This is a genomic window from Teredinibacter sp. KSP-S5-2, assembly GCF_032773895.1.
GTDB lineage: Bacteria > Pseudomonadota > Gammaproteobacteria > Pseudomonadales > Cellvibrionaceae.
Genome location: NZ_CP120416.1, coordinates 2,791,598 through 2,803,919, shown reverse-complemented (window position 1 = coordinate 2,803,919; position 12,322 = coordinate 2,791,598). Strand labels below are relative to the sequence as shown.

General features: G+C 46.1%; 9 protein-coding genes. All 9 read left to right on the top strand.

What is annotated here, in order from left to right:
* Positions 1–333 precede the first annotated feature (333 nt).
* The 9 genes from sdhC to sucD all read left to right on the top strand — a co-directional run bounded on the left by sdhC (position 334) and on the right by sucD (position 12,013).
* Positions 334–708, top strand: coding sequence for a succinate dehydrogenase, cytochrome b556 subunit (gene sdhC / locus P5V12_RS12145; RefSeq protein ID WP_316953357.1), 375 nt, complete (start codon positions 334–336; stop codon positions 706–708).
* Positions 702–1,070, top strand: coding sequence for a succinate dehydrogenase, hydrophobic membrane anchor protein (gene sdhD / locus P5V12_RS12140; protein ID WP_316953356.1), 369 nt, complete (start codon positions 702–704; stop codon positions 1,068–1,070). Before sdhC ends, sdhD begins: the two co-directional genes overlap by 7 nt.
* A gap of 3 nt (positions 1,071–1,073) precedes the next feature.
* Complete coding sequence (gene sdhA / locus P5V12_RS12135; RefSeq protein ID WP_316953355.1) at positions 1,074–2,846, top strand: succinate dehydrogenase flavoprotein subunit; 1,773 nt, start codon at positions 1,074–1,076, stop codon at positions 2,844–2,846.
* 90 nt (positions 2,847–2,936) lie between these two features.
* On the top strand, positions 2,937–3,641 hold the full coding sequence (locus P5V12_RS12130; RefSeq protein WP_316953354.1) for a succinate dehydrogenase iron-sulfur subunit: 705 nt from the start codon (positions 2,937–2,939) through the stop codon (positions 3,639–3,641).
* 294 nt (positions 3,642–3,935) lie between these two features.
* Positions 3,936–6,776, top strand: coding sequence for a 2-oxoglutarate dehydrogenase E1 component (locus P5V12_RS12125; protein ID WP_316953353.1), 2,841 nt, complete (start codon positions 3,936–3,938; stop codon positions 6,774–6,776).
* A gap of 65 nt (positions 6,777–6,841) precedes the next feature.
* On the top strand, positions 6,842–8,074 hold the full coding sequence (gene odhB / locus P5V12_RS12120; protein ID WP_316953352.1) for a 2-oxoglutarate dehydrogenase complex dihydrolipoyllysine-residue succinyltransferase: 1,233 nt from the start codon (positions 6,842–6,844) through the stop codon (positions 8,072–8,074).
* An 84-nt stretch (positions 8,075–8,158) separates the two neighbouring features.
* Positions 8,159–9,613: a dihydrolipoyl dehydrogenase gene (gene lpdA, locus P5V12_RS12115; RefSeq protein ID WP_316953351.1), complete on the top strand. Its 1,455-nt coding sequence runs from the start codon at positions 8,159–8,161 to the stop codon at positions 9,611–9,613.
* Positions 9,614–9,924: 311 nt separating this feature from the next.
* Positions 9,925–11,088 carry an ADP-forming succinate--CoA ligase subunit beta gene (gene sucC / locus P5V12_RS12110; RefSeq protein ID WP_316953350.1) on the top strand — a complete coding sequence of 388 codons (1,164 nt, stop codon included), beginning with the start codon at positions 9,925–9,927 and terminating at the stop codon, positions 11,086–11,088.
* 52 nt (positions 11,089–11,140) lie between these two features.
* Positions 11,141–12,013 carry a succinate--CoA ligase subunit alpha gene (sucD, locus tag P5V12_RS12105; protein WP_316953349.1) on the top strand — a complete coding sequence of 291 codons (873 nt, stop codon included), beginning with the start codon at positions 11,141–11,143 and terminating at the stop codon, positions 12,011–12,013.
* Positions 12,014–12,322 lie beyond the last annotated feature (309 nt).

The window sequence follows — 12,322 nt, the reverse complement described above, 5'->3', positions numbered from 1 at the left end:
TTATTCGATTCTGCATAAAAAATACTCTATGCATAAGAGCTGTTTAAAAACTGTACTACGTGAAGGGGGAAGTTTTGGCAAAAGTGGACGTAAGCCCTTATGGGTGTTTGTAATTTATAGACCGCGTCACTATAATTCGCGCGTTCTGAGTTGCCCAATAACTGTGCATTTACGCGCAATCCGACCCAGATTTTGTTGCGTAACCCTTCACAAGTTTAATAAATTCTATCTGTAGTGATCGAGTATTCGTTAGATCGAATGCTTTTTTGCAAGGATTGTTTATGCTAACAAGCGAAGAGTTTTGCCGAATAAAAAAAAAGGTGAGATAAAACCGTGAATAAAAACAGACCTGTTAATCTGGATATCTCCACTATCAAGTTACCCGTTACAGCCTATGTGTCGATTTTGCACAGGGTGTCTGGCGTTGTATTGCTTGCTGGTGTACTCATCCTTTTATGGATGCTTGATACGAGCCTTTCTTCTCAAGAAGGTTTTGATTCATTAAAAGAAATTTTAACTGCGCCTTTCGCAAAAATTATTTTGTGGGGTGTTTTAGCTGCTTTGGCATACCACTTTGTGGCTGGTGTTCGACACCTGATCATGGACATGGGTATTGGCGAGTCACTGGAAGGTGGCAAATTGAGCGCCAAAATCGCCTTGTTCTTCTCCATTGTACTTATTGTTTTAGCGGGGGTATGGATATGGTAACTGCAGCAACAAGCTTTAGCCGAAGCGGTCTTTCCGACTGGATTATTCAACGTTTTAGTGCTGTCGTATTGGCGGCATATTCTGTTTTCATCGTTGCCTTTATTGTGACAACACCTGAGCTGACCTACGAAGTGTGGTCCGGCCTGTATTCTCAACTCTGGATGCGTGTATTTAGTTTACTCGTATTAATAGCAACAGCGGCTCACGGCTGGATAGGTTTGTGGGGTGTGCTCACAGATTATGTCACCGAAAGAATGATGGGTGGTAAAGCAGTAGTGCTTCGAATTATTGCCTTATCTATCTATGCATTAGTGACATTTACCTACCTCGTTTGGGGTGTTGAAATTTTGTGGGGGCTGTAAACAATGGCGAATATGAGAACAATTTCTTTTGACGGTATCGTCGTTGGTGGCGGTGGTGCAGGTATGCGTGCAGCATTGCAGTTGGCGCAATCCGGCTATAAAACAGCGGTAATTACCAAAGTATTTCCAACTCGCTCACATACAGTTTCTGCCCAGGGTGGGATTACCTGCGCAATTGCCAGTGCAGATCCAAACGACGATTGGCGTTGGCACATGTATGACACGGTTAAGGGATCGGACTATATCGGCGATCAGGATGCAATTGAATATATGTGTTCTGTTGGTCCAGAAGCGGTGTTTGAACTAGAGCATATGGGGCTGCCATTCTCCCGTACTGAGGAAGGTCGAATTTATCAGCGCCCATTCGGTGGTCAGTCTAAAGACTTTGGTAAAGGTGGTCAGGCGGCTCGTACTTGTGCTGCTGCAGACCGTACCGGTCATGCACTTTTGCATGCTCTTTATCAGGGCAATGTTAAAAACGACACCGTGTTTCTGAATGAGTGGTTTGCGGTTGATATCGTCAAAAACCAGGACGGCGTTGTGTGTGGTGTGGTTGCCATCAATATGGAAGACGGTGAAGTTGTTTTCATTAAATCCAAGGCAACAGTATTTGCTACAGGTGGTGCCGGACGTATTTATGCTTCTACAACCAATGCTCACATTAATACGGGTGATGGTGTTGGTATGGCGTTGCGTGCAGGCTTCCCTGTACAAGACATCGAAATGTGGCAGTTCCACCCAACCGGTATTGCTGGTGCTGGTGTATTGGTAACAGAAGGTTGCCGTGGTGAAGGTGGTTACCTCATTAATAAAGACGGCGAACGTTTTATGGAGCGTTATGCTCCCAACGCGAAAGACTTGGCGGGCCGTGATGTGGTTGCCCGGTCTATGGTTTTGGAAATACTGGAAGGTCGAGGTTGTGGCCCCAATGGCGATCATGTTTATTTGAAGCTTGATCATCTTGGAGCGGAAACTCTCAATCAGCGTCTGCCTGGTATTCTTGAGCTGTCCCGTACCTTTGCTCACGCAGATCCGGTGAAAGAACCTATTCCCGTTGTACCAACCTGTCACTATATGATGGGTGGTATTCCAACCAATGTTCACGGTCAGGCGCTGACGTCTGATGAGAGTGGCGGTGACAAGGTCATTGACGGTTTCTACGCCTGTGGTGAGGTAGCATGTGTGTCTGTTCACGGGGCCAACCGTTTGGGCGGCAACTCATTGCTTGACCTGGTTGTATTTGGTCGTTCATCCGGTATGTTTATCGAGAAAGCTTTGCGTGAAGGTATTGAAGCGCGTGAGCCTTCTGATAGTGATATCGAAGCGGCGATGTCTCGTCTGAACAAGCTGGAGTCAGCAGCTGAAGGTGAGTCTGCTGCAGCGGTAAGAAAAGATTTGCAAAATATTATGCAGAACCACTTTGGTGTATTCCGTAAAGGTGAGTTTATGCAGCAGGGTATTGAGAAATTGGCTGCCTTGCGCGAGCGTGTCGACAATTTGTGTCTTGCTGATAAGAGTCGTGCATTCAATACCGCACGAATTGAGGCGCTTGAAGTCCAAAACCTATTTGAAGTGGCAGAAGCTACCGCTATTGCTGCTGAGGAACGTAAAGAATCTCGTGGTGCCCACGCTCGTGAAGACTATCAAAAGCGTGATGATGAAAACTGGCTGTGCCACTCACTGTATTTCCCTGGTGAAAAACGAGTGGGTAAGCGCGCAGTTAATTTTGCACCAAAAACTGTTGAAGCTTTTGAGCCAAAAGAGCGTACCTATTAATTTATCGGTTAGGGTATAAATAGGTACCTCGGGCTACTACGAGAATAATTGCGAATATAAAGCTCTCACAAAGAGTGATAGGGTAAAAAAATGCTAAAAGTAGAAGTGTATAGATACAACCCTGAAACAGATTCTGCGCCTTACATGAAATCCTATGAATTGGATACGCAAGGCAAGGACCTTATGGTGTTGGATGTTCTTGAAATGCTAAAAGAGCAGGATCCAACACTCACTTACCGTCGTTCCTGCCGTGAAGGCGTCTGTGGTTCTGACGGATTAAACATATCAGGAAAAAATGGACTGGCGTGTATTACGCCGCTGTCCGATTGTGTAAAAAACAATAAGTTGGTATTGCGTCCGTTACCGGGCTTACCTGTGATTCGAGATTTAATTATCGACATGTCACAGTTTTACGCTCAATACCGCAAAATTGAACCATTCCTGCAAAACGATACTCCGGCTCCGGCTATTGAGCGCCTCCAGTCACCTGAAGACAGGGAAAAACTGGACGGCTTATATGAATGTATTCTGTGTGCGTGTTGCTCAACTAGCTGCCCATCTTTCTGGTGGAACCCGGACAAATTTATTGGTCCTGCTGGTTTATTGCAGGCGTATCGTTTCCTGGCTGATAGCCGTGATACTGCAACAACTGAGCGTCTGGCAAAACTGGATGATCCTTTCAGCGTATTTCGTTGTCATGGGATTCAAAACTGTGTAGATGTGTGTCCAAAAGGTTTGAACCCAACCAAAGCGATCGGACACATACGCGGAATGCTACTTCAGCGCGGCACCTAAAAGTTTAAACACGTTAATAGTGTTAACAACACCACGCTAAGGGTATACTCGCTAGAGCTGGGGCTCAAAAGCTGGCAGGCTTACCAGCGATTAAATAGCAGCACTAAGGAAGTGCGTTTCCGCATATGCTTTGTTTTACCTTTTGGGTTAGCAATGGTTGTGGAATCGCGCTTTTTTGGTGTGTCTGGATATCTCCTATACTGAAAGGTGTTTTTTTCAGTACAGAGAGAATTTAGTAAGAACTAAAAGCTCATAAATACTACTAAATAAGAGCTTTGTTTACGGTGGGCAACAATGCAAGAAAGCATTATGGAACAATTATGGAGCACCTCACATATATCAGGAGGTAATGCTGCATACGTAGAAGAGATGTACGAGGAATATCTTCGTGATCCTAATTCCGTTTCGGAAGAGTGGCGTAATTATTTTGACCAGCTGCCTCGGGTAAATGGTTCTGTTGGTAATGACGTAGCTCATTCAGAAATTATTGAGCATTTCGAACTAATTGGGCGTAATCGCGCTCGTCCTGTGATTGCACCAGGCACGGGTTCCGGTGACATCGCTCATGAGAGAAAGCAAGTTGAAGTTGTTCAGCTGGTCAATTCCTATCGTCTTAGTGGCCATCGTAAAGCCAATATTGACCCGTTGGGATTGCTTGAGCGTGTAGAGACACCTGACTTGCGTCTTGATTATCATCGATTAAATGTTGCTGACCTGGATTCTGTATTCCAGACAGGTGATTTGTCTTTCGGATACAAGGAAGCCAAGTTAGCGGACATTATCAAAGATCTTGAAAAAACTTACTGTCACAACATCGGTGTTGAAGTTATGCACATCAATAATTTTGATGAGCGTAACTGGTTATTACATCGTTTTGAGAGCACTCGGTCGACTCCGGACTTTACTCAAGAAGGTAAGTTAAACATTCTTAACCGCCTGACCGCAGCTGAAGGTTTGGAGCGTCACCTGGATACCAAATTCCCTGGTACTAAGCGCTTCGGCCTGGAAGGTGGTGAAAGCTTAATTCCATTGTTAGATGTGTTGATTCAACGTGCAGGCCAATACGGTGCCAAAGAAATGGTACTGGGTATGGCGCATCGTGGGCGTCTTAATACGCTGGTGAATATCTTTGGTAAAAACCCGGTTGATCTATTCGACGAGTTCGAAGGTAAAAAGCTGGTTGATACCTCAGGCGATGTTAAGTACCACCAGGGTTTCTCATCCAACGTGATGACGCCAGGTGGTGAAATGCACTTGGCCATGGCCTTTAACCCGTCGCATTTGGAGATTGTTGCTCCGGTTGTCGAGGGCTCTGTGCGTGCCCGCCAAGACCGTCGAGAGGATGCGAAAGGTGATCTGGTTGTGCCTGTGGTTATTCACGGTGATGCTGCGTTCGCAGGTCAGGGTGTGGTCATGGAAACCTTCCAGATGTCACAAACCCGTGCCTATAAAGCCGGCGGAACTGTCCACGTCGTGGTGAATAACCAAGTTGGCTTCACTACGAGCAAGAAAGAAGATGCGCGTTCAACCATTTACTCTACCGATGTGGCGAAAATGGTTGAAGCCCCGATTTTCCACGTTAATGGCGATGACCCCGAAGCTGTTGCATTTGTTGCTAACCTGGCTGCGGATTACCGTTACCAATTCAAAAAAGACGTGGTCATTGATCTGGTTTGTTATCGTCGTCGTGGTCACAACGAAACAGATGAGCCTTCTGCAACACAACCGCTTATGTATAAAGCGATTCGAGCACATAAAACCACTCGAACAATATATGCCGAGCAATTGGTCGAAGAAGGTGTGTTAACACAAGAAGAAAGTGACACCCTGGCTAACGATTACCGCTCCTCTTTGGATCGCGGTGAATATGTTGCCCGAGGTTTGGTCAGTGAGCCGGACTCTTCACTATTTGTCGACTGGTCTCCTTATATTGGTCACGATTGGGTGACGCCAGCTGACACTGGTTATGACTTGAGTGACCTGCAGGCTCTGGCCGATGAAGTCAGCCATATTCCTGACGGTGTTCAGGTTCAACGTCAGGTAGCGAAAATCTATGATGACCGTCGCAAAATGGCCGGCGGTGCATTGCAATTAAACTGGGGTGCTGCAGAAACTCTGGCTTATGCCACATTGTTAAAGCAAGGCTACCGTGTTCGAATTACCGGTCAGGATGTTGGTCGAGGAACCTTCTCCCACCGTCATGCAGTCGTGCACAACCAGAAAGATGGCGACTACTATATCCCTTTACAGCATGTCGAAGAAAATCAGCCAAACTTCGATATTTATGACTCCTTCCTATCTGAAGAAGCAGTACTGGCATTTGAGTATGGCTATTCCACAACTTCACCAAATGGCCTGGTCATTTGGGAAGCGCAATTCGGTGATTTTGCCAATGGTGCGCAGGTTGTTATTGACCAGTTTATTACCAGTGGTGAGCATAAGTGGGGCCGTTTGAGCGGTTTAACCATGTTGTTACCTCACGGCTATGAGGGCCAGGGGCCAGAGCATTCATCCGCTCGTCTTGAGCGCTTTATGCAGTTGTGTGCTGAACACAATATTCAGGTTTGTGTGCCAACTACACCAGCCCAGGTGTTCCATATGATTCGCCGTCAGGCTATTCGTCCTATGCGCCGTCCATTGGTTGTAATGAGTCCTAAATCATTACTTCGTCACAAGAGTGCGGTGTCTTCTTTGGAAGAGTTGGCAAACGGTAAATTTGAAACCGTGTTGGCAGACGACTCTGTCGAACCAAAAGACGTCAAGCGTGTTGTTTTATGTAGTGGTAAGGTTTACTACCACTTGCAGGAAGCGCGTGATGAACGTGAACAGAAAGATGTGGCAATTCTCCGAATTGAACAGCTTTATCCGTTCCCGGAAGAAGATCTGAAGGCAGCGCTGGAACCCTATTCTCATGTAACCGATGTCATCTGGTGTCAAGAAGAACCGATGAATCAGGGTGCATGGTATACCAGCCAGCATTGGATGAGACGAGTAGTCGAGCGTGTGAGTGGTGATGATGCATTCTTGCGTTATGCCGGCCGTTCGGCGTCTTCAGCTCCGGCAGCAGGTTATATGTCGACGCACTTGGATCAACAGCACAAGTTTGTTGATGCCGCGTTAGACACTACCGTGTAGTTTTTATTTTAATTAAAGAATTTAGCGAATTTAATTGAGCCTTAAGTAGAAGGACATATCAGGAAATGACAATAGAAATTAAAGCACCCACTTTCCCAGAATCCGTTCAGGATGGCACGATCGCCACTTGGCACAAACAACCAGGTGAAGCCGTTTCTCGTGATGAATTAATCGTTGATATCGAGACAGATAAAGTTGTTCTTGAAGTTGTCGCTCCTGCAGATGGCTCGATTTCTGAGGTTATTAAGGGCGAGGGCGATGTTGTTCTCAGTAACGAAGTGATCGCCAAATTTGTTGAAGGCGCCGCTTCAGCTCCCGCTGCAGGTGCTGCTTCCAGTGAAGCCGCTCCCGCAGAGAGTTCTGATTCCGGTGGTCAGTTAGTTAACCCTGCAGCGGCTAAATTAGCTCAGGAAAGGGGCATTGATATTGCCCAGGTACCTGGTACAGGTAAGGGTGGTCGTGTCACTAAAGAAGACGTCACCAACTTTATTAAGAATGGTGCACCAGCGGCACCTGCGCCAGTGGCTAAAGCCTCCACTCCTGCTGCGGCACCTGCAGCTAAACCTGCGCCTGCGCTAGAGCTTCCTGCGGGCGAGCGTGTTGAAAAGCGTGTGCCAATGACCCGTATGCGTGCACGTATTGCTGAGCGTCTGTTGGATGTGACCCAGTCTACGGCAATGTTGACAACCTTTAACGAAGTGAACATGGCACCGGTTATGGAGCTTCGCAAAAAATATAAGGATCAATTTGAGAAGTCTCATAACGGTACGCGTCTTGGTTTTATGGGCTTTTTCGTTAAAGCGGCTGTGGAAGCGCTTCGTCGACTTCCTTCAGTAAACGCTTCTATTGATGGCAACGACATCGTATACCACGGCTATCAAGATATCGGTGTTGCAGTATCCACTGAAAAAGGCTTGGTTGTTCCAGTGTTGAGAAACGCTGAGCACATGAGCCTGGCGGATGTTGAGTCCGGTATTCGTGATTTCGGCTTGCGTGCTCGTGACGGCAAACTAAGTATTGAAGAAATGACAGGCGGAACCTTCACCATTACTAACGGTGGTGTATTTGGTTCGCTTATGTCGACGCCTATTTTGAACCCTCCACAGGCAGCCATTCTTGGTATGCACAAAATCCAGGAGCGTCCAATGGCGGTGGATGGTGAAGTAAAAATACTCCCAATGATGTATTTAGCTTTGTCATACGACCACCGTATTATTGATGGAAAGGAAGCTGTTCAATTCCTGGTTGCAATAAAAGATATGCTGGAAGATCCTGCTCGAATCTTGCTGGAAATCTAATTTCGTCTCGAGCTGTATTAATTAAATTTGAAATGAGCTCTCCGTTATACCGAGAGCTTCGCTAAACACTTTGGGGATGCACATATGTCCGACAAATATGACGTTATTGTAATCGGTTCTGGGCCAGCGGGTTACGTGGCAGCGATTCGCGCTGCACAGTTAGGTTTAAAAACTGCCTGTATCGAAAAATGGAAAGACAAAGAAGGGAAGGGAGTAAATGGTGGTACTTGCCTTAACGTCGGGTGTATCCCATCAAAAGCCTTGCTTGATACTTCTCACAAATATCACGAAGCTCACCAGGCATATAAAGGCCATGGTATTTCCGTTGGTAAAGTGAGTATCGATGTGCCAGAAATGATTGCTCGTAAGGACAAAATTGTTAAACAAATGTCTGGTGGTATTGCTGGTTTGTTCATGTCCAACAAAGTGACTGCCCTATACGGGACTGGTAAATTGCTGGCTAACCGCAAGGTTCAATTTACCGATAACGAAGGTAAAGAAACTATCCTGGACGCGGAGAACGTTATTCTCGCTTCCGGTTCTGTGCCTGTTGATATCCCCGTTGCAAAAATCGACCACGACACTATCGTTGATTCAACCGGTGCATTGGAATTCCAGGAAGTGCCTAAGCGTCTTGGCGTTATTGGTGCAGGTGTAATTGGTTTGGAGTTGGGCTCCGTATGGGGTCGTCTGGGTTCTGAAGTTGTTTTGCTTGAAGCCATGGATTCTTTCCTGGCGATGATGGATCAGCAGGTAGCAAAAGAATCGCTGAAAATCTTTGGTAAGCAAGGTTTGGATATCCGTCTAGGGTGTCGCGTAACGGCTTCTGAAGTAAAAGGTTCTGGTAAGAAGAAAGAAGTTGAAGTGACCTACATGGACAAAGATGGTAATGAGTCCAACGTCACTTTCGACAAACTTATTGTTTGCGTTGGCCGTCGCCCATTCACTGACGGTTTGTTGGCTGAAGACTCTGGTGTGAATCTGGATGAGCGTGGTTCTATCTACGTTAACGACCTTTGTTCAACCAGCGCACCTGGGGTATGGGCAATTGGTGACGTGGTGCGTGGTCCTATGCTTGCGCATAAAGGTTCAGAAGAAGGTGTGATGGTTGCTGAACGTATCGCCGGTCAAAAGCCTGTGATGAACTACGACATCATTCCTAACGTGATCTATACCCACCCTGAAATCGCTTCCGTAGGTCGTACCGAAGAACAAATCAAGGCCGACGGTGAACCCTACAACATTGGTGTTTTCCCATTTATCGCTATCGGTCGAGCGGTTGCTGCTGACGAAGCCGAAGGTATTGTGAAGATGATTGCTCACGCTGAGACAGACCGCGTATTGGGTTGTCACATTGTGGGTCCTAATGCTGCGGACTTGGTACAGCAAGTTGCGATTGCTATGGAGTTTGGTTCCAGTGCGGAAGATATCGGTATGACAGTATTTGGCCATCCAACGTTCTCTGAAGCGGTGAAGGAAGCGGCACTTGCAGTTAACGGTCACGCGATCCACATGCCAAACCGTAAGCGCAAAAAGTAATTCTTTCATACAGTTTTAATTTTTATGGGGCATCTTTTGCCCCATTTGCATTTTATAAAACTCCATTTTTGGAGCGCTTTGTGTAAAATGCAGCTCGAAAAAGTCCTGCTCTTATCAAGATCAGGCTAAGGGTTGCGCTAAAAATCGTCGTTCTGTCAGGTAGTCGAACCACATTTTTAGGGCCGCCCTTAACGGTTATCCTCAGTAATCAATCATTACCGGGGGCAAAGTTCGTGGCTTAAGGGTTTCTTTTTGGTGGAAACTCCGGTCATTTCAAATTACAAATTGTTCAATACGGACGGATTTGACACATGAATTTACATGAATACCAAGGCAAACAACTATTTGCCGAGTATGGCTTGCCAGTATCAAAAGGCATTGCTGCTGAAACTCCTGCAGAAGCGGCGAATGCAGCCGACATTTTGGGCGGCGACAGCTTCGTTGTTAAAGCTCAGGTTCACGCAGGTGGTCGCGGTAAAGCGGGCGGTGTGAAACTGGTTACTACCAAGGCAGAAATCGAAGAGTTTGCTAAGCAGTGGCTAGGCAAAAATCTGGTTACCTATCAAACAGATGAAAATGGTCAACCAGTTAGCCGTATTTTGGTAGAAACATGTACCGATATTGCACAAGAGCTATACCTTGGTGCGGTTGTCGACCGCTCAAGTCGCCGTGTTGTATTCATGGCATCCACTGAAGGTGGTGTTGAAATCGAGAAAGTTGCGGAAGAAACGCCTGAGAAAATTCTGAAAGCAACAATCGACCCGCTTGTTGGTGCACAGCCTTATCAAGCGCGTGAAATGGCCTTTAAACTTGGTTTGGAAGGCAAGCAAATTAAGCAGTTCACTCAGATCTTCCTTGGTTTGGCCAAAATGTTCCAGGAAAAAGACCTGGCTCTATTGGAAATCAACCCTCTCGTTATCACACCAGAAGGTGATCTTCACTGCTTAGACGCGAAAGTTAACATCGATGGTAACGCGCTGTACCGTCAACCAAAGCTAAAAGAAATGCACGATCCATCTCAGGAAGATGAGCGTGAAGCCCATGCGGCTAAGTGGGAGCTTAACTACGTAGCATTAGATGGCAACATCGGTTGCATGGTGAACGGTGCCGGTTTGGCAATGGGAACCATGGACATCGTGAAACTTCATGGTGGTGCGCCAGCAAACTTCCTTGACGTAGGTGGTGGTGCGACTAAAGAGCGTGTTGTGGAAGCGTTCAAAATTATCCTTTCGGATGAAAATGTAAAAGCCGTATTGATTAATATTTTTGGTGGGATCGTTCGTTGCGACCTGATCGCCGAAGGTGTTATCGGTGCAGTTGAAGAAGTCGGCGTAAAAGTACCTGTGGTGGTTCGCCTTGAAGGTAACAACGCAGACTTGGGTGCAAAAGTTCTTGCAGACAGTGGCTTGAACATTATTGCTGCAAACAGCCTGACTGATGCTGCTGAGCAAGTTGTTGCTGCAGCAAAAGGCTAATAGCGCTCGTTTAGCGAACGCTTCAACTGAATCGAATTTGAGGAATTTTTAAATGAGCGTATTGATTAACAAAGACACTAAAGTGCTTTGCCAAGGCTTTACCGGTTCACAGGGTACCTTCCACTCTGAACAGGCTATTGAATACGGTACAAAAATGGTCGGTGGTGTTACTCCAGGTAAGGGTGGTCAAACTCACCTAGGTTTGCCTGTGTTCAACACCATGAAAGAAGCGGTTGCCGAAACTGGTGCAGACGCTTCTGTTATCTATGTACCAGCACCTTTCTGTAAAGACTCCATCCTTGAAGCTGCGAACAGCGGCGTAAAGTTGGTGGTATGTATTACTGAAGGTATTCCAACGCTGGATATGTTGGACGCTAAAGTACGTTGTGACGAATTAGGTGTACGCCTTGTTGGTCCAAACTGCCCAGGTGTGATTACTCCGGGTGAGTGTAAAATCGGTATTATGCCTGGTCACATTCACAAGCCAGGTAAAGTTGGTATTGTTTCCCGTTCCGGCACCTTGACTTACGAAGCGGTAAAACAAACTACGGATTACGGTTTTGGTCAGTCTACTTGTGTTGGTATTGGTGGTGATCCGATTCCTGGTTCCAACTTTATCGACATTTTGGAATTGTTCCAAAATGACGAGCAAACCGAAGCCATCGTAATGATTGGTGAAATTGGTGGAACTGCGGAAGAAGAAGCGGCAGCTTACATCAAGGAGCATGTCACTAAGCCTGTTGTTTCCTACATCGCTGGTGTAACTGCGCCTCCTGGAAAACGTATGGGTCACGCGGGTGCAATTATTTCTGGCGGTAAAGGTACTGCTGACGAGAAGTTTGCTGCATTAGAAGATGCTGGCGTAAAAACTGTTCGTAGCCTTGCAGACATTGGTAACGGTTTGAAAGAAATTACCGGCTGGTAAGTTTTATTGCCAAGTAGTTTTTAAAAAGGCGAGTCCGAAAGGGCTCGCCTTTTTTATTATTTGTTTAAATTAGCTTGTTTTGAACGTAGTGGGTGTTAAATCGAAATCACGTCTGAATATGATTATTTGCTCAAGAGCGGTCATGTTTTTTTAGATATACAGAGTTATCGGTTTATTCGAGTATCTCCATGCCGCTGGCGTTCACTGTTTCTATTTAAGTCATTAGTATGAGTTTGGTTGGGAATCGAATAAAAATATAAAGATGAAGACTATAAACGCTATGTTATCGCGTAGACAGTGGCAAATCAT

Excerpts from the sequence above, each read along its gene's own strand:
- sdhD (WP_316953356.1), top strand. The coding sequence starts at position 702 with ATGGTAACTGCAGCAACAAGCTTTAGCCGAAGCGGTCTTTCCGACTGG.
- sdhA (WP_316953355.1), top strand. The coding sequence starts at position 1,074 with ATGGCGAATATGAGAACAATTTCTTTTGACGGTATCGTCGTTGGTGGC.
- P5V12_RS12130 (WP_316953354.1), top strand. The coding sequence starts at position 2,937 with ATGCTAAAAGTAGAAGTGTATAGATACAACCCTGAAACAGATTCTGCG.
- P5V12_RS12125 (WP_316953353.1), top strand. The coding sequence starts at position 3,936 with ATGCAAGAAAGCATTATGGAACAATTATGGAGCACCTCACATATATCA.
- odhB (WP_316953352.1), top strand. The coding sequence starts at position 6,842 with ATGACAATAGAAATTAAAGCACCCACTTTCCCAGAATCCGTTCAGGAT.
- lpdA (WP_316953351.1), top strand. The coding sequence starts at position 8,159 with ATGTCCGACAAATATGACGTTATTGTAATCGGTTCTGGGCCAGCGGGT.
- sucC (WP_316953350.1), top strand. The coding sequence starts at position 9,925 with ATGAATTTACATGAATACCAAGGCAAACAACTATTTGCCGAGTATGGC.
- sucD (WP_316953349.1), top strand. The coding sequence starts at position 11,141 with ATGAGCGTATTGATTAACAAAGACACTAAAGTGCTTTGCCAAGGCTTT.